Source organism: Halomonas sp. H2 (assembly GCF_050215315.1).
Classification (GTDB): domain Bacteria; phylum Pseudomonadota; class Gammaproteobacteria; order Pseudomonadales; family Halomonadaceae; genus Vreelandella.
In genome coordinates, this window is record NZ_CP189760.1 from 3,333,922 (window position 1) to 3,353,118 (window position 19,197).

The following is a 19,197-nucleotide window of genomic DNA, read 5'->3' on the forward strand; positions in this document are numbered from 1 at the left end:
TCGCCTATGAGCAAGCATTTATGATTACCTGCTATCTGCTACCTATACGCCCAACCTAGCTTGTGCTTTATATAGGGCAGCAGCCAACGATCTCCGCCCAAGCGGCCAGCATTCGCGCCCGCCACCAGCAAGAAGAAGGTTAGCGCAATCATCCAAGGATTGGTGGACACCGTGCCCGCCATCAAGAAAGACATGTTCATCACGATGGCGAAAAACGCAGCAAACGAGGTCAGCACACCAACAATCAAACCCAGGCCAACTAATATTTCTCCCAACGGTATAATGAAATTAATGGCATCCGCATTGGGCAACGCAACATTTTCGAGAAAAGCGACGTAATTAGGGTAAACCGCGCTTCCCTCGCGCATCACAGGGTTGGCAACAGCATTGTTCAAGAAGCCCTCGGCATTAAAGCCTCCTGTCATCTTACCGATGCCCAGTGTTAGCCAAGTGATGCCTAAATAGAGCCGTAGCAGTAGCCAAACTACCGCCATATATTTGTTATGTCTAAATAAGCTGCCAATCATCACGTAAACTCCTGAGTCGGGGTGGCTGAGTGTGGCGCAAAGCATCACTGCTTATTTTTACTTAGGTCTGCTTTTTAGCAGTTAACTATACATTAATGAATGTTTAACTATTACCCCCTGAAGCTGTTATTTAAACCTGAATCAAGGAATATCGACCTAATGGAACCACACGCTAAGCGCCACCATTATCAAGCCTGGTTGCTAGCTGCTCGCCCCCGCACCCTCCCTCTGGCGTGCGCTTCTATTCTGCTGGGTAGCGGGCTAGCGGCGAGTGCGGATGCTTTTGATGCTGGTGTGCTCTTGCTTGCTCTGCTGACAGCGATTTCACTGCAGGTACTCTCCAACCTAGCCAATGACTATGGCGATGCAGTGTCCGGCGCCGACGACCAGGCGCGCATTGGGCCGGTACGGGCGGTCTCTTCAGGCTTGCTAAGCCCACAGGCCATGCGCAGAGGAATGATAATAACGGCCACTGTGGCAGCGCTCTTAGGGCTTTCATTGTTGGTTACCGCCTTCGGAAACCAGTGGGGATATATTGTCACCTTCGTGCTGCTAGGCGCCGCCGCTTTATTAGCCGCGGTGACCTATACCGTTGGGCTGGGCGGCACGCCCTATGGGTATCGTGGATTGGGCGATATTTCAGTCTTTGTGTTTTTCGGACTGCTCGGTGTTATGGGTACTTACTTCCTTTATACCCAGCAACTAAGTGGGCTGCCCTTTCTGCCCGCTGCGGCGTGTGGGCTGCTGGCAACCGCCGTGCTCAATGTGAATAACGTGCGCGATATCGAAAGCGATGCGCGTAACGGCAAAATTACCCTGGCGGTGCGGCTGGGCCGCGCTAACGCGATTCACTACCACTGGTCACTGCTAGGATTGGCGCTGTTACTGACGTTAATCTACTTGGTTGCGCTGCCGGTGCCGTTGGCGGGATGGAGTTGCCTGCTGGTGGTCAAGCCGCTGATGGATGCCGCCAGAACATTAAAACATAGCCGTGATGGCGAAATTCTCACCGGCATGCTGAAGAAAACGGCCATTTCAACGCTGCTTTACAGCGTGCTGCTCTCTATTGGTTTGGCATTATTTTAGTTAACGCTAACAGCGGGGCAACCACCCCGCTGACAACTGACTCAATTGAGCAACACGAGCCTTACAGCACCACCTCATAACCTTCAAACTTGGGCGGGCCAAGGTAGATACCTTCCGGCGCTTTAGCATTGGCATGCGCTTTGCGGAATGCGTCTGACTTGGTCCAGTCGCGGAAGGCCGTTTCCGACTCCCACACGCTGTGGGAGATAAACACGGTGTGATCTTCCTGGCTTTCGCCCTGTAGCATCTTAAACTGCTTGAATCCCGGCACCTCATCCAAGTGAGAATCACGGTTGCGCCACACCTCTAAAAAGTCCTCCTCACGGCCTGGGGCAATCTGGAAACGGTTCATGGCGATATACATCGTTACTCTCCTGTGGACAGATCCTGCTGGGTTGGTTATTCAAACAATGCCTTGATGGTAACGTCACAGTTCAGTGGCGAATAGACTTAGCAGCGAATAGCTCTCAACTGTCATATCACAGTATGGATAAACAGCGCTTATGCGACACCTTGGCACACGCTTATATTGTCCAGATGATTACGAGTTTAACCGCGACGGCCACCCCAACCTGCTCTTCGATCCACTCTCGGAGCGCCACTTGCTGGTGGACTCGTTTTCCAAGATGATGTTTCCAGGATCGCGCTTATAGGCTATTTAGTCATACCCCGCCATTTAGCCAGGCCGATAAACCACCTGCGTAGCGAGCTTTTTCGTGAAGGGCCTATGCTGGATCAAGCCGTACTGGATAAGAAAAGTATTCACGGCTTACCCACAGGCTCTCCTTGATTTATCCACAAGAGCTTACCCACAACGGCTTATTCACAAGGACTCTTTAATGCATCACCCTGTTGATAGTTTTTCTCCGCTCCTGTCGGCTTTCACTAAACTTCGTTTGTGGATAGCGCTGGGCTTCATCCTGTTCCTTTCTGGTTGCGCCACCTTTGCGCCCAACCCGCCCCAGGATCAGAGCAATATCTGTGAGATATTCCGCGAGCAGCCCAGCTGGTACGACTATGCCCAGGAGTCCGAGGAGAAATGGGGCACGCCGATCGCCACACAGATGTCTTTTATTCAGCAGGAGTCATCGTTTCGCAGCCACATCCGTCCAGACCGCAAATACTACCTAGGCTTTATCCCCGGCCCACGCCCCTCCTCTGCCAAAGGCTACGCCCAGGCCCAAGACCCGGTGTGGGAAGAGTATGAGGATCAAGCAGGCAGCCTGTTTTCCCGGCGCACGCATATGAAACACGCCACCGACTTTATTGGCTGGTACAACCGCCGCTCCCAGCAGCAAGCGGGCATATCGTTAAGCAATCCTGAGCACCTTTACTACGCCTACCACGAAGGCGCTGGTGGCTACCAACGGGGCACTTACCGCGGCAAGCCACAGGTATTGAGTGCGGGTAGGCAAGTCGCGGCCCGCACTAATCGCTATCAATCCCAGCTCAACGCATGTGAGGCGGAGTTTCAGTGCCGCAAGTTTTATCAGGTCTGGCCATTTTGCCGTAGTTAAGGGATTTGACGATGTCACTATGGATTGGAGCGACACTGGTTAGCGTGGTGTTTTTCACCTCGATGCTCTCCGGTGTGTTTGGCATGGCGGGCGGTTTGGTACTGCTATGGTTTTTGCTGTTGATATTTCCCGCTGGCACGGCGATGGCGGTGCACGGCGTGATACAGCTCACCGCGAATGGGTCACGAGCGTGGCTCTCGCGGCGCTATATTGTCTGGCGTATCGTCGCCTTTATGACGCTGGGCGTGCTGAGTGCCGCTGGCCTGCTGATGCTATTCAACTACAGCCCCAATGCCGCTAGCGTATCGCTTTTAATTGGCCTGCTGCCGATATTAGTGTGGATACCCAAGCGCTGGTTTCATCTTGATGCCAACCGCGCCAGCCATGCGCTGTGCTGTGGCATCGCCTCCGGTGGTTTAACGATTGCCGCGGGCGTTTCCGGGCCGCTAATCGATATCTTCTTTGTGCGCTCGCATATGGATCGCCGCCAAGTGGTAGCGACTAAAGCGATGATTCAAGTGGTTGCCCACAGCATTAAAATCCTATTTTACCTGGGTGCAGCAATGGCACTAAGCGTGGGCGAATGGAGCATTGTATTGCTAGCAGCACCTTTTGCCATGCTCGGCACTCAAGCGGGCAACCGCATTTTACATCGCCTCACCGATGCTAACTTTCGCACCTGGACCCGCTGGATCGTGACCGGTATTGGCGCTTTTTACTTTCTGCAGGGGGTATTCCTACTCACCCGCTAGCGTTGAGAAAGAGCAAAGCGAGCTTCCGGCAGATGCCTATACTGACCTTACCTAATATCGGAGGTCGCTATGGATTATCACCACTACCGCGAAGCCCTTGCGGAAACCTTCGCCCAGAGTGAAGTGCCCTTTCCCGCTGGCGAATATCAGGCGCGCCTGGATAAAGTGCGCCACGCCATGACGCAGCAAGCGTTCGACGCACTGCTGCTCACCGATCCCGCCGATATTAATTACCTCACCGGCTATCACACCTTTGAGGTCTCGGTTCATGCCTGCCTGGTCTGCACGCAAGAGCGGTTAGTGCTGCAAGTCGCCTCGATTGAAACCGGCGCGGCAGTCGTCACCGCCCAGGTTGATGAGATCATTGGCTACCGCTGGGAAAACCTTGATGAAATCATCGCGCCATTGGCGGATCTGCTGACCCACTGCCAGAAAATTGGCATAGATGGCTGGAGCAGTGGGCTACGCTTTGGGGTGATGGATGCACTGCTACAAACTATTGGCCGTGAGCGCTTTTGCGAAGCGGGCGCGTTAGTCGATGCGATTAGAATTGTTAAAAGCCCTGCTGAGCTGGAGATGCTTCAAGAGAGCGCGCGGATCACCGCTCTAGGCCTGGAGACCGCGATACAGAGCATTCGGCCAGGCATGACCGATAACGATATTGCCGCCATCGGCGCCAAAGCGCTGTTGGAAAACGGCAGCGAGTTTATGAGCCTGCAGCCGATTGTGACCAGCGGGCACCGTATTGGCATCATTCACGTTAACCATAAACGGCGTGTTATTCAGCCAAACGAGCCGGTATTTTTAGAGTTTGGCGCTGCTTATCAACGCTATACGGCCCCCATGATGCGCACCGCGGTAACCGGTGCACCAAGCCCTGCTCTCTCCGCTACTCGGGATCTTTGCCGCTCAATCTTTGAAGCGCTTTGCGACGCCATGCGTCCGGGTCACACCTTTGATACTGCCGCCCAGGCTGCCGACGCACTGCTCGCACCCAAGCGTGACCAGTATTTCTTCTCCGGCGTATTTGGCTACGCCGTGGGCGCGCAGTTTCCGCCTAGCTGGGTGGAAGGTACAGGCTTTATTGCCAAAGGTCAGGCCCGCACCTTTGAAGCCAATATGGTCTTTCACCTGCCGTTATGCCTGCGAGTGCCCGGCGAGTGGGGCGTGGGAATAAGCGACACCGTGGTGGTAACCGAGCAGGGAGCCAAGCCTCTCACCAATAACAATTGGCAACTGTTTAAAGCGCGCTCATAGTCTCCTGCCCTGATAGCCACAGCATTGACAGGTCCTTGCATTGACAGATAGAGGGAAGTAGCGCTATCGTCTGATAAGATGCAAATGAGAAACACTCTCTTTATATCAGATGGCGTGAGGGATCAGTGGGATGACGATTGAGCAGCGACAACTTCGCCAAACAGTCATGTTTTTGCGCACCTCTTTTGAAGCGGTAAAGCACTCTATTGCTGGCCGCTTGGAAGACCCGCTGCCCTGCTGGATGGATACACAAATGCTTGAGATGTTGTCGCGAGAGCTTAGCCGCTGCTGCCAGCAGTCCAAGCCCTTATTTGCCCCGCCCGTCACCGAACAGCTGTATATCGCTTCCCAACAGTGCGAACTGCTCCTCAAACAGTGCCCAGGGGTACTCAGCAGCGCCGTCTGCCATCGCCAACTGGGCGCCATTATGCTGCCGCTTTCAAGTGCACTTCAGCAGATTGATAGCCCCGCCAAACGCCGCTGGCCGTGGCAGCGGTAATAGTCTGCGACGCTAGGCTTTGTTCTCGCTGTATGCCCCACCCCGCCTGATTGACTCAGCGGGGTTTTGTTTTGCCGACAACGCCCCATTAAATAGGTCATAGCAAAGCAGTTGGCGCTTACTAGTAAACTGGTCTATTCTGTTCGCCACTGTTTAACTGACTGCACTCAAAAGGAGCTTACCCTATGGCGTATGAAACGCTTTTCACACCGACTAATCTAGGCAGCCTATCGATCCCTAACCGCGTTATTATGGCGCCGCTGACCCGTGCGCGTACACCCGATAGCGTACCGGGCAAAATCCAGGAAGCTTATTACGGCCAGCGCACCGGTTCAGGCCTGATCATCAGCGAGGCGACCAATATTTCCCCAACCGCCCGCGGCTACGTTTACACACCGGGCATCTGGACTGATGAACAGGAAGCCGGCTGGCAGCGGGTCGTAAATACCGTACATGCCAAGGGCGGGCGGATCGCCCTTCAGTTGTGGCACGTTGGGCGTGTCTCTCACGAAATGGTTCAACCTGATGGCCAGCAGCCGGTAGCGCCGAGTGCGCTGAAAGGTGAAGGCGCCCAGTGTTTCGTAGAGTTTGCAGATGGCACTGCAGGTCAGCACCCGACGAGCACACCGCGTGCGCTGGAAGCTGATGAAATCCCCGGCATTGTCGATGACTACCGCCAAGCGGCAGAGCGCGCCAAACGTGCCGGTTTCGATATGGCCGAAATCCACGCGGCAAACGCTTACCTACTCAATCAGTTCCTGGCCACCGGCACCAATAAGCGTACCGACCAGTACGGCGGCTCTTTGGAAAACCGTGCCCGCTTCCCGCTGGAAGTCGTCGATGCCGTGATTGACGTGTTCGGCGCTGACCGAGTCGGTATCCGCATGACGCCGTTTATTGAACTGTTTGGCTTGACCGACGATGAGCCCGAAGCGATGGCGTTCTACATGGCCGAGCAGCTCTCAAAACGCGGCCTCGCCTACTTGCACCTAAACGAGCCTAACTGGGCCGGTGGCGATATTACTTTCCCTGACGGTTTCCGTGAGCAGATGCGCGAGCGCTTTAGCGGTAGCCTGATCTACTGCGGCAATTACGACGCAGAGCGCGCTGAAGCCCGTATTGGTGAAAAAACTACCGACGCCGTTGCCTTTGGCCGCCCCTATATTGCCAACCCTGATTTGCCGGAACGTTTCCGCGTTAACGCCCCACTTACTGAGCCGAACCAGGCAACGTTCTACGGCGGCGATGAAAAGGGTTATACCGACTACCCGTTTATGGATAACCGCTACGACCGCGTTAGCTAGGATTTCTCCATCGCGGGAACCCATAACAACGAAAAGCACCAATTAGTGGTGCTTTTCTTATGCCTAATCGCTATCAAATGCTGCTAGGTTATTGATTCTTTCGTTTGAATAAAACGAAGATAAATTTTGGCTCATTGCTGATGACCATCCTGCAAACAACGCATTATCGGGTAGAGCGTTTAAGTAGACCGTTTAAACAACGCCTTGGCTGCGCAGGTAGTCGTCATAGCTGCCGCTGAAATCGACAATGCCATCAGGCTGCATATCAATAATGCGTGTGGCCAACGATGAAACGAACTCGCGGTCGTGGCTGACAAACAGCAGCGTGCCAGGATAGTTCTCTAAAGCCAGATTCAACGCCTCGATGGACTCCATATCCAAGTGGTTGGTCGGCTCATCCATCAGCATCACGTTGGGCTGAGTAAGGATTAACTTACCGAACAGCATACGTCCCTGCTCGCCACCGGAAATCACCTTCACCGACTTGCTGATATCATCGCTGGAAAACAGCATCCGCCCCAGGGCTCCGCGAACTACCTGTTCGCCACCTTGCGTCCATGCTGACATCCACTCAAACAGCGTCGCATCGACAGCGAAGTCATCGCTGTGATCCTGGGCAAAAACACCTATATCAGCGGCTTCGGTCCACTTCACTTCACCCGCGTCTGGGTGCAACTCGCCTGCTAAGGTTTTCAGCAGCGTGGTCTTACCAATGCCGTTGGGGCCGATAATGGCAATCCGTTCACCGGCTTCAACGGTCATCGATAACCGCTCGAACAGCGGCTTTTCGTCGTTATAGCTCTTGGTAATACCATCAACATTGACAGCGTTGCGATGAATTTTCTTGGCTTGGTCAAAGCGAATAAACGGGCTCACCCGGCTAGAGGGCTTGATATCTTCCAGCTTGATTTTGTCGATTTGACGCGCCCGCGAAGTGGCCTGTTTGGCCTTTGAAGCATTGGCAGAGAAGCGGCTAACAAACTGCTGCAGCTCAGCGATCTGGGCCTTCTTCTTGGCGTTATCCGAGTGCTGACGCTCGCGGACGGCGGTGGCGGCGGTCATGTAGTCATCGTAGTTACCGGGGAACAGGGTAATTTCGCCGTAATCCAGATCCGCCATATGGGTACAGACGCTGTTCAAAAAGTGGCGGTCGTGGGAGATGATAATCATGGTACTGCTGCGCGCTTTGAGAATATCTTCCAGCCAGCGGATGGTGTTGATATCCAGGTGGTTGGTAGGCTCATCCAGCAATAGTACGTCGGGGTCAGAAAATAGCGCCTGGGCTAGCAGCACGCGTAGCTTCCAACCGGGGGATACTTCGCTCATCGGGCCGGTATGCTGCTCAATGGGAATGCCCAAGCCCAATAACAACTCCCCCGCGCGGGGTTCCGCCGTGTAACCATCAAGCTCGGCAAAGCGCACTTCTAGATCTGCAACGGCCATGCCGTCCTCTTCGCTCATCTCGGCCAGCGAGTAAATACGCTCGCGCTCGGCAGCGACCGACCACAACTCTACGTTGCCCATGATGACGGTATCGATCACCCGCTCGTTTTCAAACGCAAACTGATCCTGACGCAGTTTACCCAGCCGTGTACTGCTATCCAGCATCACCTGGCCGGAAGTGGGCTCCAAATCGCCACCGAGAATTTTCATAAAGGTGGATTTGCCACAGCCGTTCGCGCCAATTAGGCCGTAGCGGTGGCCGTTATTGAATTTAACGGAGACATTTTCAAACAGGGGCTTAGCCCCAAACTGCATGGTGATATTGGCGGTTGCGATCACAAAAGGAGCCCGGTTAGCGTGTCATTGACAATAATAGAAAGGCTCGCGATTCTACGCGCTATTGGACGGGTATTCACCCATCAGACTTTAGTCACATCCGCTGATTGCCGGGATATCGAGTAGAAAGCGTTCACCATCAAGCGCTTGGCGTAAACGAGAGCGCAAAATATCGACAATCCCCGGATGCTCGCCTACCAGCTTGGTCGTAGTAGCCGAAAGCCCTGGATGCTGCTGTTCAGCGGCCGCACAAATCTCGGCGATATCGCCGCCCTCTCCGGCGTGGCGCCCCGGCGAAAGAAACAGCATCGCCAAGATCACCGGGCCTGCCTTGAACTCGGGTGCCACCAGCAAGTTTTCCAGCAGCGGCTCGTTAAAGCGGTACTCCTCGCCCTGGCGACGCTCCATGGAAGCGGCGGCAACACAGGCGACGTCATCGCCAAGCAGCACGCTAAGCTGCCCCGCCAGCCGGTTACGTACCGCGGTGACCTCTGGTATCGGGCTGCCGTGATCCACCAGCGCCACGTGAGGCTTGGTACCCGGCCGAAGCCTGTCGCGCACGTTATCGGCCAGCAAATGGGCTAGACGTAGGTCGTTACCTCCCAGCTCATCCACCAAGGGCTGGGCCACCCGCACCTTGACGTGGGGAAAACGCGCTTGCAGCGTCGCCATACGCTCAGGCAGGTAGCCGGTGAGGGCTTTGCTCGGCCCGAAAAAGAACGGCAGGATAATGATTTCCGTTGCTCCCTGCTCGGCGCTGCGCTCAGCCGCAGGCCCAAGCGTGGTCGCCGGGATTCCATCAACCTCTTCCACCGGAATCTTATTGGAGTGCAGCAGCGAAGCCGCCTGTACGCTTTCGCCTATCAGCTCGCTAAGCGAGGCCGCCACGCGGCGTAAATTCAGCGTTGACTGGGGCCGTAGGGAGCCATTGTCGACCAGAAATATCGCGCGCATATCTGCCTCCCAAGTGATCGTCAGTGACATGATAAGATGGACGTTGGAACCAATACGCCGAGAACATGATGCTTGATACTGATGTTTGACACCACTGCCGTAAATCAGCAAAGAAACTTCTTCGAGGGCCACGCGGCTATCTGGCTGTTTGGCTACGGTTCATTGATTTGGAAGGCTGATTTTGACTTCCTGGAGCGCCGCCCGGCTTATATCCACGGCTGGGAGCGTCGCTTTTGGCAGGCTTCCCACGACCATCGCGGCACCCCTGAAGCACCTGGGCGAGTGGCCACGCTAATCCGCGCCGAGGGTGCAATTTGCCACGGCATGGCCTATCGCATTACCCCGGAAGTACTGGCACCACTGGATGTGCGGGAGAAAAACGGCTATTTGCGGGAGAAAGTGCCGCTGACGTTTGTTGATGTCAATGGCGAAGCGATTAAACAGAGCGAAGGGCTGATTTATTTAGCCAGCGAAGACAACCCAGCCTTTCTGGGCGAGGCGCCGCTTGCCGAGATGGCCCAGCAAATTGCCAACGCTCATGGCCCCAGCGGCCCCAACCGCGACTACTTGGTCAACCTAGCCAAGGCGCTACGCGAGCTGGGAGCAGAGGATGCGCATATTTTTGCGCTTGAGAAACACTTGGATTAGCGCTTCGCGCTCAGCCTCTACATCATCAGCCACGAGAGCAGAAATAGCCCCAGCAAGGTGCGAAATATCCCGCCGACCAGCGAGCCACGCAGAAACGCGCGCAGTCCGCCCCATAAAATCAGCAGCCCGATAACGAGTATGGCAATGCTGAAAAACGAGTCATTGATCCCCAGTGAACGGGTCAGACCATCGATGAAATCACCGAATGCGCCAAAGAAGTTAGTAAAAATACCCAACAAAAACTCAACCACTACGCGAATTGCCTCGCCGATAGTCTGGCCAATTTCGTCAAAAAAACCGTTTGCCTGCATTGCGGATGGCTGCATCGATAGTACCCAAAGCTGATAAGGATAAGCATGGCATTGTGGGTTAAATTCGTTGGTTGAGCAAAACAGAACCGAGTGGCGTGCCCTGAAGCCCCCTGTTCCCTATCTTTTTAGCGCCCTACTCGTTGAGCAACTACTATAAAAGGCATAAAACAAACGTTTAAAAACACGCTCTTTAAGGTGGTCGCCATGCCCAATCACTATCCACTTGCCGATAAGTTACAAGCCAACACCCATCAAGTAGAAAACCAGCCACCGTCGCTGGAGAACTACAACAGCTACACCACTGATCGCGCGCTTCAAGAAGGCGTCAAACGCGAAGGCGGCACCGACGACGCTTCACTCAAGGCATTTGGACAGTGGGCAGGCTCATCTGAGGCGATCGCCTTGGGGTTTGATGCCAACTGTCACTCGCCGCAGTTGGTAACCCATGACCGGCAAGGCCATCGGGTTGATCTGGTCGAGTTTCACCCGGCCTATCACCAGCTAATGCAAACAGCGGTAGAGCACGGCCTGCACGCCAGTCCCTGGCGGAATCCCCGGCCGGGCGCCCACGTAAACCGGGCCGCCAATTACTTTTTGCAGGCCCAAGTGGAAGCGGCCCACGGCTGCCCGATTACCATGACGTTCGCTGCCCTGCCTGCGTTACGCCATCAACCCAGCCTGCTTGAGAGCTGGGGCGATAAAATCACCGCGCCCCATTACGACCCACGCAACGTGCCCTATTTCGAAAAACAGGGCGTCACCCTGGGTATGGCGATGACCGAAAAGCAGGGCGGCTCCGATGTACGGCTTAACACCACTCGCGCCTATCCGATTGATCAGGGCGGGCCGGGGGAGGCTTTTGAGTTGGTGGGGCATAAGTGGTTTGTCTCCGCACCGATGTGCGACGCTTTTCTGGTGCTCGCCCAGGCGCCCGGCGGCTTGAGCTGTTTTCTGCTGCCGCGCTGGCGGCCCGATGGCAGTAAAAACCCGCTCCACATCCAGCAGTTAAAACGCAAAATGGGCAACGTGGCGAATGCCTCCAGTGAGACTGAGCTGCGCGGTGCCTTTGCCTGGATGGTGGGCGAAGAGGGCCGTGGCGTGCGCACTATCATCGAGATGGTCGCCATGACCCGCTACGACTGCATGATTGGCTCCGCGGCGGGGATGCACCAAGCCACCGCTCAGGCGATTCATCACGCCACCCATCGCCATGCGTTCGGGGCGCGCTTGAGCGAGCAGCCGTTAATGCAAAATGTGCTCGCCGACCTGGCCATCGAGAGCGAAGCTGCCACCACCCTGATGCTGCGTATGGCCCGAGCGATGGATCAGCAAGACAACGAGCACGAGCGCCTGCTCGCGCGAATCGCCACGCCCGTCGGCAAGTACTGGATCTGTAAGCGCACGCCCCACCACGCCTATGAAGCGATGGAAGTCATCGGCGGTAGCGGTGTCATGGAAACCCACATAACGGCGCGTCTATTCCGTGAATCGCCCATCAACGCCATCTGGGAAGGCAGCGGTAATGTCCAGTGTCTGGATATCCTGCGTGCGATTGAAAAGCAACCCGAGGTGCTCGATGCCTACTTTGCCGAACTCGCCAAAGCACAAGGCGCCGATGCGCATCTGGATCGCTTTATTCATCAATTACAGCGAGCGATGCAGGATACCCAAGCGCTCCAGTACCGCGCACGCCAGTTGGCGGATGGTATGGCCCTGGCGTTACAAGGCGCCCTACTAGTACAGCACGCCCCCGCTTATGTCGCCGATGCGTTCTGTGTAGGCCGGCTGGCCGAACGCAGCAGTCTCAATACAGGCACCCTACCCACCGGGCTTGATTGCGCGGCGATCATTGAGCGTGCCCAACCCGTGGGATAAGCGTTCACGACCATAGTCGACTTCCATGCCAAAACGAGTCAGGTTAAAACTGTCGTTGCTAAAGACAATCAGTGTTAAAGACAATAAGTAACAAGGTAATAGCGGGAGAGCTTGGTGCATCTAAAAATAACACGATGACGCCAGCGCCGAAGGAGCAACAACCCCGGAAACTCTCAGGCAACCGGACCGCTATTACCCTCACTTTCCGAAGAGCGGCTGATGACTGCGTCACTCAGCCCACCGAAGGAGCAAGCGCACCCAACGGATGCGTGAATCTCTCAGGTTCCATGACGGAAGGGGTACGCCCAGCAGCCATTACGCCGTTAGGTGATATTCCCGACGCTCATGAGAACCGGAGAGACTTATGCAACGCATTGCCGTTATCGGCGGTGGTATCACCGGCATTACCAGCGCCTACGCCCTGGCCAAACGTGGCTATGAGGTCACTGTCTTTGAAAAGCATCGCTACGCCGCGATGGAAACATCCTTTGCCAACGGCGGTCAGCTTTCAGCCTCAAACGCTGAAGTGTGGAACCACTGGCCGACGGTGATCAAAGGCCTGCGCTGGATGCTTAGAAACGACGCCCCGCTGCTGGTTAATCCCCGCCCGAGCTGGCACAAGCTCAGTTGGTTTGGCGAATTTATCGCCTCCATTCCCCGCTACGCTGCCAATACCACCGAAACTACGCGACTGGCCATTGCTGCTCGTGAACACCTATTTCAGTGGGCGCAGGACGAACAGATTGATTTTGATTTGAAGCAGAAAGGTATTCTGCATATCTACCGCGATAAAGCGGGCTATGACCACGCCGCTAAGGTATCGCAACTGCTCAGCAAAGGCGGCCTTGAGCGCCGGGCAGTAACTCCCAATGAGATGCGCGCCATCGAACCCACCCTGGCGGGCAACTACTACGGCGGTTTCTTCACCGAAAGCGATGCCACCGGCGATATTCACAAGTTTACCCACGGATTGGCACAAGCCGCCGAACGCCGGGGCGTGCAGCTCAAATATGGCCATAGCGTGCAGGATATCGGTGCCGATCAGCAGCAGGCGTGGGTTACGGCCACTATTGAAGGCGAGGCTGGCGGCGAACCAGTGCGTGAAATGTTCGACAGCGTGGTGGTATGCGCCGGCGTAGGCAGCCGCGCCCTGGCCGCCAAGCTGGGTGACCGGGTCAATATCTACCCGGTCAAAGGCTACTCGATTACCGTGCAGCTCGATGACGCCGTCTCTCAACAGGCCGCTCCAACGGTCAGCTTGCTGGATGATGAAACCAAACTAGTCACCAGCCGCCTAGGCGATGAGCGCTTTCGCATCGCCGGTACCGCCGAGTTTAACGGCTTTAATCGCGATATCCGCGACAACCGCATCCGCCCGCTAATCCGCTGGGTAGAAGAGTGCTTCCCCGGCGTTAGCACCCGCCGCGTGGTGCCATGGGCGGGCCTGCGCCCGATGCTCCCCAATATGTTACCCAGAGTCGGCCCCGGCAAACTGCCCACGGTGTTCTACAACACCGGCCACGGCCACCTCGGCTGGACGCTCTCCGCCATCACCGCCGAGCTGCTGGCGGATGAGGTGTGGGCGAAAAGTTCACAAAGCGAGCGATCTATGCAAACTCTCGCTTAGCCTCATTTACATCAACTGCACCTGCCAAGCGGTCATCCGTTAATATGTATGACACTTAATGTCAGGTGTATTTATGCTTAATCAGCGTGCATTAACTTACCTCAATGAGGTCATTCGCCGCGGCTCGCTCAGACGTGCCGCGGCCCATCTAAATGTCGATGCTTCTGCCGTTAGCCGCCAATTAAAAGCACTTGAAGAAAAATTGGATACCCAGCTATGTGAGCGGCACGGTCGAGGTATGCGCGCAACCGCCGCGGGCCAGCTCCTGGTGCATCATTTCCATGCCCAGCGGGCCTCAGAAGAGGCCGTACTATCCCAGCTTATGGCACTGCAGAGATTGGCGAAAGGGGAAGTACGCATTGCCGTCGGGGAAGGGTTTATCGCTGACCTAATCACCGCACCGCTAGGCACCTTTATGTCTGCGTTTACGGGTATTAATGTCGAAATCCGTATGGCGGGTGTGAACGAAGCGATGTCGTTACTCAAAGACCGTGAAGTGGATATAGCGCTACTTTATGCACCTCCGGTAGACCCGCAGCTTTTTTGCCATATAGAAACGCGCCAACCGCTCGATGTTATTGTGCCCCCCAAACATCCACTCATTGAGCTGCATCGTCCTGTGACGCTGCATGACTTAAAAGACTGGCCGCTGGCGTTAATGGACAATCCTTTCGGTATGCGGCAAATGGTCAATATGGTGGCTCACCAGGAGCGTATTCATCTTGAAGCACGCTTACATACCAACTCCGTTTCGGTGTTAAAGAACTTCGTCCGCTCAGAAATTGGCGTTACGTTTATGCCTGAACTCACCGTGGTGGATGAGATCAAGCGCGGCGAAATTTTCACGCTGCCGATGCAGTACCCGGTAATGAACGGTACGCGGGCACAAATAGTCAGCCTGAGAGGGCAAGAGCTTACTGTCGCGTCTACCACCTGTATTGATCATTTACACAAAGGCATGCGCTTTTTCTCGGCCGATGCGCCGCGACTGTTGCAATAAAAGCCACAGTTTAGGTATTGCTTAGTCAACACCTCAATGCATAGTCTTGCGTAGGCACTTCTTATAAATCTAATACCGCGTCCTAAGCGCCTTCTAGCTCACGACAACAAACCAGGAGACTAACCATGTTTAAACAACTTGTACTTACTCAACCTCTGTTTACACCTAAACAACTCATCTCGGCTTGCCTGATTGGCTCTGCCTTGATGGCGGGAAATGCTTTCGCGGCGACAACGATTAATCTGAGCTACAACGGTGCCCCCGACCCAGAGAAGAATGCTGTCCATGTATTTGCAGAAAATCTTAAAACGTTGGTAGACGAGAAAACCGACGGTGAAATCCAGCTTGAGCTCTACCCCAACAGCATGCTGGGCGAAGAGCAGGAGCGCATGGAGCAGACCATGAACACACCGATGCTCAACGTGGCGTCATTTGCGGGTGTCTCTCCCCTCGTTGATGAGATTTTCGTCAGCGCTATTCCATTTCTGTTTGATGATTTTGCTGCGGCCCGCACTTTTTTCGATGAAGGTGAGTATTGGCAGGAAGTAAGTAGTGCTCTGCAGGAGCGTGCAGGTATCGATATGCTGGCGGTCGTCGAAGAAGGCAGCTTTTTGGCATTCACCAATAACGAGACGCCAATCAGCCACCCTGACGATTTCGAAGGACTCCGCTTCCGGGCCATGGATCCCAGCCAGGTAGCCCTCTATGAGGCCTTCGGTGCATCGGGCACTCCCATTCCCTGGACAGAAACCTACATGGCACTGCGCACCGGGGTAGCTGACGGGCAAATGAACCCGCCGATGTATATCATTCTGGGTAGTCTTTACGAAGTACAGGACTACCTTACTCTCGCCAATATCCAGTACTCCAACCAGTTCTTGGTGGGCAACAGCGAAATGATCGCCGATTGGGATGATGAGCTTCGTGAAGCCTTTCAGGAAGCCGTCGCCGAAGCTAACCAAAATGCTCGTGAGCACAACGAGGAGCAGGTCGAAGAACGTATCGCCAACCTAGAAGAACAGGGTATGGAAGTGATACGCCCTTCTGAAGAGGATTTAACCGCTTTTCGCGATATCGGTCAGCCTGCGTATCTTGAATGGCTCGAGGAGCGTGATATCGAGCAACGCTGGGTCGATATGGCGCTGGAAGATGCGGGTATGAGCGACCTGCTCAACTAACGCGCCTCTCACACTGTTGCAACAACAGGGGCTGGTACCTTACCGGCCCTCTATTTCTAGTACTTAATATTCCCGTACTTAATGTTCTAGTGCTTAACATTTCTGTGCTTCCTGGAAGGCTGCCATGTTCAATACGCTTCGATCCCGTCTTTTAGCGATCAGCCGCCCTGTTACCCTAACGCTGGCGGGCGCGCTGTTATCACTCAATGTTGCGGCCATTTTATTTGGTGTGTTTTCCCGTTATATCGCCGGTGGCGCTCCCATCTGGACAGATGAGCTGTCGCGTTTCTTGATCATCGCCACTGTAATGCTCGCGGCAGGGGCTGTCTGGGCGGAAGGGGGCCACATGCGCGTTGGGCTGTTGGAGAAATTGCTGCCCGCCCCCTTCGCTCGTTTGCTCAATGTGTACCAATGGTTACTTACCCTGCTGATTGCCGTGGGGGGCGCATGGGTCAGCTACCGCTATGCGCTATCGGTCAACATGTTTACCACATCTGGGCTCGGCATTAGCCGCACGGTGCCACTCCTCTCGCTGCCCGTTGGCTTTTTGCTACTGGCTTGGCATGCGCTTCTCTATGGCCCTGCGCCACTCAAGACCGTCGAGGGCACTCTACGCACGACCGTTGAGGACTCCCTATGATTGTTACTATGCTGGCGGTTTTCCTCGGTCACGTCCTGCTTGGGCTGCCACTGTTCATCGCGCTGCTTACCACCGCGATAGTGGGCTTTGTGTTTGTCGATCCATCGATGATTCCACGTATGCTGCCTCAGCAATTTTTCAGCGGTATCAACGTTTTCTCCTTGATGGCTATTCCATTATTTATCTTCGCAGGCAATCTCATGAATGTCAGCGGCTTAACGGAACGCTTAATGGGATTTGCCCGCCTGATGGTGGGGCATTTACGGGGCGGCATGGGCCACGTCAATGTGGTTTCGAGTGTATTCTTTGCAGGCGTCAATGGCTCGGCGGTGGCTGACACCTCGGCGCTAGGGTCGTTGTTAGTACCCGCCATGGAGAAAGAAGGCTACTCACGGGCATTTGCCGCTGGGTTAACTGCAGGTAGCTCGCTGATCGGCCCGATTATTCCCCCCAGTATCTTTATGATCCTCTACGCCTCACTGACGAACACCTCAGTAGGTGATTTATTCCTGGCGGGCGTCGTGCCGGGGCTGTTGCTGGGTGTTGCCTTTATGGGCATGAACGCTTGGTATGCCTGGCGTCACCGGTTGCCCAAAAGTGGTCAATTGCCCTCAATCCGCCAACTTGGCATAGCCTTTATAGCCGCCCTCCCTGCGCTTATCGCCCCCTTCATTATCGTTGCGGGTATCGTGCTGGGCTTTGTGACGCCTACAGAGTCGGGCGCATTGACAGCGCTGTATGTGGCCCTGTGTGGCTTTGTGCTGGGAGGGTTACGGATTCAAGAGTGCTGGCAAGCCGTTGTCGATACGGCACGCTTAACCTCAGCGATCTTTTTGATCATGGCAGCCTCGGCCACAATTAGCTGGCTGCTCTCTTATGCTCAAGTGCCCGCACAATTTGTCTCCCTATTATCTCCTTACATAGATAACGCAGTATTAATTCTACTATTACTGAGTGCTATTACCTTTGTAACGGGCATGTTTATGGAGGAGGTATCAGCATTGATGCTGCTCACGCCTATTTTTGCGCCGGTGGCCATGATGGCGGGTATCGACCCCATCCATTTGGGCGTCATCATCACGCTGAACATTACCATTGCGTTAATCACTCCCCCCTTGGGCGCCTGTGTATTCGTGGCCGCCGCGGTCAGTCGGCTTGAGATAGTGTCGCTATTCAGAACTATTTGGCCCTTTGTACTGACGGCGATAGCGGTGCTTATTCTACTAATCCTCTTCCCACCGCTGACACTGTGGCTGCCTACTCTGTTTGGATAACCAGCTTGTATAACCTCTGCTTGGATAACGTGATGCCGTTGAACACACTCTTGAAGGCTTTGCCGCCTATCCCCAGCCACCCTGCTCCCTGCTGGGAACAGCTGCGCCGTGCGTCTATTGAAGATAACGGTGAGCGCTTGGTACCGATGAGCCTCGCCCCGGTACCCGTCAGCGTGTTCCCCGCCTATGCGCGACTGGGCATACCTGGTGCGATACCGGAGTGTTTTGTACGCGAAGGAGTTTATCGGGCGCTACTCGCTGCGGCACGCAGCTTACCCGTCGGCATCGGTTTAATCGTACTGGATGGTTGGCGACCATGGCGAGTGCAGCAGTACTTGTTTGATACCCTGCATGAAGCCATCCACCACCACCAGCCTGCTCTTAGCGAAGCTGAGCTATTGGAGCGCACAAGGGAGTTTGTATCGGTCCCCAGCCGTGACCCTTTAGCCCCCAGCCCCCACCTCACCGGTGGTGCCGTGGATGTCACGCTGTGTGATGCCGATGGCCTACCGCTGGATATGGGCACCTTGTTTGATGAGGCGTTACCAGCGTCTCATAGCGACTATTTCGAGCATCTGGAAATACTTACCCCACAGCAGCATAAAGCGCGAGATCACCGCCGCTTGCTGTATCACATCATGCGTCAGCAAGGTTTCACCAACCTCCCCAGCGAGTGGTGGCACTTCGATTATGGCGATCAATTATGGGCCTACTACGGGCCGCATGAGCATGCCCTTTACGGCCCAGCAGAGTTGGATACCATTGAGAATCGCTGGCGTAGACAGTTGGGGTAATTATTACGTGTGGGTGGATAAGAAGCGGCATGAGTGGCATTCATAGCAGACACCCTGTTTAATCCATTAGGAAATAGTGTGCTTGCCAGCCTAGTGAGTTTGATCCTTGAGGCTGTAGGATCAACGTTGCTTACAGTGGGGCAACCATGGGCAATGCCTCACTATTAAGCATTAA

Annotated in this window: 19 protein-coding genes and 1 riboswitch; of the genes, 14 read left to right on the top strand and 5 right to left on the bottom strand. The window is 54.9% G+C overall.

The window, feature by feature from the left end:
- Positions 1-38: 38 nt before the first annotated feature.
- The gene (locus ACQE2I_RS15515) at positions 39-527 is read right to left on the bottom strand and encodes a DoxX family protein (protein WP_290702198.1); all 489 of its coding nucleotides are present in this window, start codon (positions 525-527) and stop codon (positions 39-41) included.
- Between the two features lie 159 nt (positions 528-686).
- On the opposite strand from ACQE2I_RS15515, the gene ACQE2I_RS15520 reads away from it, so the two are divergent.
- The gene (locus tag ACQE2I_RS15520; RefSeq protein ID WP_290702196.1) at positions 687-1,613 is read left to right on the top strand and encodes a 1,4-dihydroxy-2-naphthoate polyprenyltransferase; all 927 of its coding nucleotides are present in this window, start codon (positions 687-689) and stop codon (positions 1,611-1,613) included.
- 61 nt (positions 1,614-1,674) lie between these two features.
- Here the strand turns inward: ACQE2I_RS15520 and ACQE2I_RS15525 are convergent, their stop codons facing one another.
- Positions 1,675-1,977 (bottom strand): antibiotic biosynthesis monooxygenase family protein, encoded by a 303-nt coding sequence (locus ACQE2I_RS15525; RefSeq protein ID WP_427028960.1) that lies wholly within the window; start codon positions 1,975-1,977, stop codon positions 1,675-1,677.
- A gap of 475 nt (positions 1,978-2,452) precedes the next feature.
- Here ACQE2I_RS15525 and ACQE2I_RS15530 point away from each other — a divergent pair, with 475 nt between their 5' ends.
- From ACQE2I_RS15530 to ACQE2I_RS15550, 5 genes are all read left to right on the top strand, one after another.
- Entirely contained in the window at positions 2,453-3,130 is a 678-nt protein-coding gene (locus tag ACQE2I_RS15530) for a lysozyme-like domain containing protein (protein ID WP_427028961.1), read from the top strand.
- Between the two features lie 11 nt (positions 3,131-3,141).
- Positions 3,142-3,882: a TSUP family transporter gene (locus tag ACQE2I_RS15535; protein ID WP_427028962.1), complete on the top strand. Its 741-nt coding sequence runs from the start codon at positions 3,142-3,144 to the stop codon at positions 3,880-3,882.
- A 69-nt stretch (positions 3,883-3,951) separates the two neighbouring features.
- Complete coding sequence (locus ACQE2I_RS15540) at positions 3,952-5,139, top strand: M24 family metallopeptidase (protein ID WP_427028963.1); 1,188 nt, start codon at positions 3,952-3,954, stop codon at positions 5,137-5,139.
- Between the two features lie 130 nt (positions 5,140-5,269).
- Entirely contained in the window at positions 5,270-5,638 is a 369-nt protein-coding gene (locus tag ACQE2I_RS15545) for a hypothetical protein (RefSeq protein ID WP_427028964.1), read from the top strand.
- Positions 5,639-5,823: 185 nt separating this feature from the next.
- On the top strand, positions 5,824-6,942 hold the full coding sequence (locus ACQE2I_RS15550; RefSeq protein WP_427028966.1) for an alkene reductase: 1,119 nt from the start codon (positions 5,824-5,826) through the stop codon (positions 6,940-6,942).
- A 192-nt stretch (positions 6,943-7,134) separates the two neighbouring features.
- Here the strand turns inward: ACQE2I_RS15550 and ACQE2I_RS15555 are convergent, their stop codons facing one another.
- Positions 7,135-8,724, bottom strand: coding sequence for an ABC-F family ATPase (locus tag ACQE2I_RS15555; RefSeq protein WP_427028967.1), 1,590 nt, complete (start codon positions 8,722-8,724; stop codon positions 7,135-7,137).
- Positions 8,725-8,811: 87 nt separating this feature from the next.
- Entirely contained in the window at positions 8,812-9,675 is an 864-nt protein-coding gene (locus ACQE2I_RS15560; RefSeq protein ID WP_427028968.1) for a sirohydrochlorin chelatase, read from the bottom strand.
- An 81-nt stretch (positions 9,676-9,756) separates the two neighbouring features.
- Here ACQE2I_RS15560 and ACQE2I_RS15565 point away from each other — a divergent pair, with 81 nt between their 5' ends.
- Positions 9,757-10,323, top strand: a complete 567-nt coding sequence (locus ACQE2I_RS15565) for a gamma-glutamylcyclotransferase (protein WP_427028969.1) — start codon at positions 9,757-9,759, stop codon at positions 10,321-10,323.
- A 17-nt stretch (positions 10,324-10,340) separates the two neighbouring features.
- On the opposite strand, the gene ACQE2I_RS15570 is transcribed toward ACQE2I_RS15565, so the two are convergent.
- A complete protein-coding gene (locus ACQE2I_RS15570) occupies positions 10,341-10,634 on the bottom strand; it encodes a hypothetical protein (RefSeq protein ID WP_427031490.1) in 294 nt (97 codons plus the stop codon).
- A gap of 204 nt (positions 10,635-10,838) precedes the next feature.
- Between ACQE2I_RS15570 and ACQE2I_RS15575 the strand changes: the two genes are divergently transcribed.
- From ACQE2I_RS15575 to ACQE2I_RS15605, 7 genes are all read left to right on the top strand, one after another.
- On the top strand, positions 10,839-12,509 hold the full coding sequence (locus tag ACQE2I_RS15575) for an isovaleryl-CoA dehydrogenase (protein WP_427028970.1): 1,671 nt from the start codon (positions 10,839-10,841) through the stop codon (positions 12,507-12,509).
- A gap of 92 nt (positions 12,510-12,601) precedes the next feature.
- Positions 12,602-12,708, top strand: a riboswitch (glycine riboswitch).
- A gap of 165 nt (positions 12,709-12,873) precedes the next feature.
- Positions 12,874-14,136 (top strand): D-amino acid dehydrogenase, encoded by a 1,263-nt coding sequence (locus tag ACQE2I_RS15580; RefSeq protein ID WP_427028971.1) that lies wholly within the window; start codon positions 12,874-12,876, stop codon positions 14,134-14,136.
- A 73-nt stretch (positions 14,137-14,209) separates the two neighbouring features.
- Positions 14,210-15,136 carry a LysR family transcriptional regulator gene (locus ACQE2I_RS15585; RefSeq protein WP_427028972.1) on the top strand — a complete coding sequence of 309 codons (927 nt, stop codon included), beginning with the start codon at positions 14,210-14,212 and terminating at the stop codon, positions 15,134-15,136.
- A 125-nt stretch (positions 15,137-15,261) separates the two neighbouring features.
- A complete protein-coding gene (dctP, locus tag ACQE2I_RS15590; protein WP_427028973.1) occupies positions 15,262-16,314 on the top strand; it encodes a TRAP transporter substrate-binding protein DctP in 1,053 nt (350 codons plus the stop codon).
- Between the two features lie 124 nt (positions 16,315-16,438).
- The gene (locus ACQE2I_RS15595; RefSeq protein ID WP_427028974.1) at positions 16,439-16,954 is read left to right on the top strand and encodes a TRAP transporter small permease; all 516 of its coding nucleotides are present in this window, start codon (positions 16,439-16,441) and stop codon (positions 16,952-16,954) included.
- On the top strand, positions 16,951-18,228 hold the full coding sequence (locus tag ACQE2I_RS15600) for a TRAP transporter large permease (protein WP_427028975.1): 1,278 nt from the start codon (positions 16,951-16,953) through the stop codon (positions 18,226-18,228). Before ACQE2I_RS15595 ends, ACQE2I_RS15600 begins: the two co-directional genes overlap by 4 nt.
- 32 nt (positions 18,229-18,260) lie before the next feature.
- Positions 18,261-19,022 carry a M15 family metallopeptidase gene (locus ACQE2I_RS15605; RefSeq protein ID WP_427028976.1) on the top strand — a complete coding sequence of 254 codons (762 nt, stop codon included), beginning with the start codon at positions 18,261-18,263 and terminating at the stop codon, positions 19,020-19,022.
- Positions 19,023-19,197: the final 175 nt, after the last annotated feature.

Excerpts from the sequence above, each read along its gene's own strand:
- ACQE2I_RS15575 (WP_427028970.1), top strand. The coding sequence starts at position 10,839 with ATGCCCAATCACTATCCACTTGCCGATAAGTTACAAGCCAACACCCAT.
- ACQE2I_RS15530 (WP_427028961.1), top strand. The coding sequence starts at position 2,453 with ATGCATCACCCTGTTGATAGTTTTTCTCCGCTCCTGTCGGCTTTCACT.
- ACQE2I_RS15520 (WP_290702196.1), top strand. The coding sequence starts at position 687 with ATGGAACCACACGCTAAGCGCCACCATTATCAAGCCTGGTTGCTAGCT.
- ACQE2I_RS15560 (WP_427028968.1), bottom strand. The coding sequence starts at position 9,675 with ATGCGCGCGATATTTCTGGTCGACAATGGCTCCCTACGGCCCCAGTCA.
- ACQE2I_RS15535 (WP_427028962.1), top strand. The coding sequence starts at position 3,142 with ATGTCACTATGGATTGGAGCGACACTGGTTAGCGTGGTGTTTTTCACC.
- ACQE2I_RS15600 (WP_427028975.1), top strand. The coding sequence starts at position 16,951 with ATGATTGTTACTATGCTGGCGGTTTTCCTCGGTCACGTCCTGCTTGGG.
- ACQE2I_RS15585 (WP_427028972.1), top strand. The coding sequence starts at position 14,210 with ATGCTTAATCAGCGTGCATTAACTTACCTCAATGAGGTCATTCGCCGC.
- ACQE2I_RS15580 (WP_427028971.1), top strand. The coding sequence starts at position 12,874 with ATGCAACGCATTGCCGTTATCGGCGGTGGTATCACCGGCATTACCAGC.
- ACQE2I_RS15565 (WP_427028969.1), top strand. The coding sequence starts at position 9,757 with ATGTTTGACACCACTGCCGTAAATCAGCAAAGAAACTTCTTCGAGGGC.
- ACQE2I_RS15540 (WP_427028963.1), top strand. The coding sequence starts at position 3,952 with ATGGATTATCACCACTACCGCGAAGCCCTTGCGGAAACCTTCGCCCAG.
- dctP (WP_427028973.1), top strand. The coding sequence starts at position 15,262 with ATGTTTAAACAACTTGTACTTACTCAACCTCTGTTTACACCTAAACAA.
- ACQE2I_RS15545 (WP_427028964.1), top strand. The coding sequence starts at position 5,270 with ATGACGATTGAGCAGCGACAACTTCGCCAAACAGTCATGTTTTTGCGC.
- ACQE2I_RS15525 (WP_427028960.1), bottom strand. The coding sequence starts at position 1,977 with ATGTATATCGCCATGAACCGTTTCCAGATTGCCCCAGGCCGTGAGGAG.
- ACQE2I_RS15605 (WP_427028976.1), top strand. The coding sequence starts at position 18,261 with ATGCCGTTGAACACACTCTTGAAGGCTTTGCCGCCTATCCCCAGCCAC.
- ACQE2I_RS15595 (WP_427028974.1), top strand. The coding sequence starts at position 16,439 with ATGTTCAATACGCTTCGATCCCGTCTTTTAGCGATCAGCCGCCCTGTT.
- ACQE2I_RS15570 (WP_427031490.1), bottom strand. The coding sequence starts at position 10,634 with ATGCAGGCAAACGGTTTTTTTGACGAAATTGGCCAGACTATCGGCGAG.
- ACQE2I_RS15515 (WP_290702198.1), bottom strand. The coding sequence starts at position 527 with ATGATTGGCAGCTTATTTAGACATAACAAATATATGGCGGTAGTTTGG.
- ACQE2I_RS15550 (WP_427028966.1), top strand. The coding sequence starts at position 5,824 with ATGGCGTATGAAACGCTTTTCACACCGACTAATCTAGGCAGCCTATCG.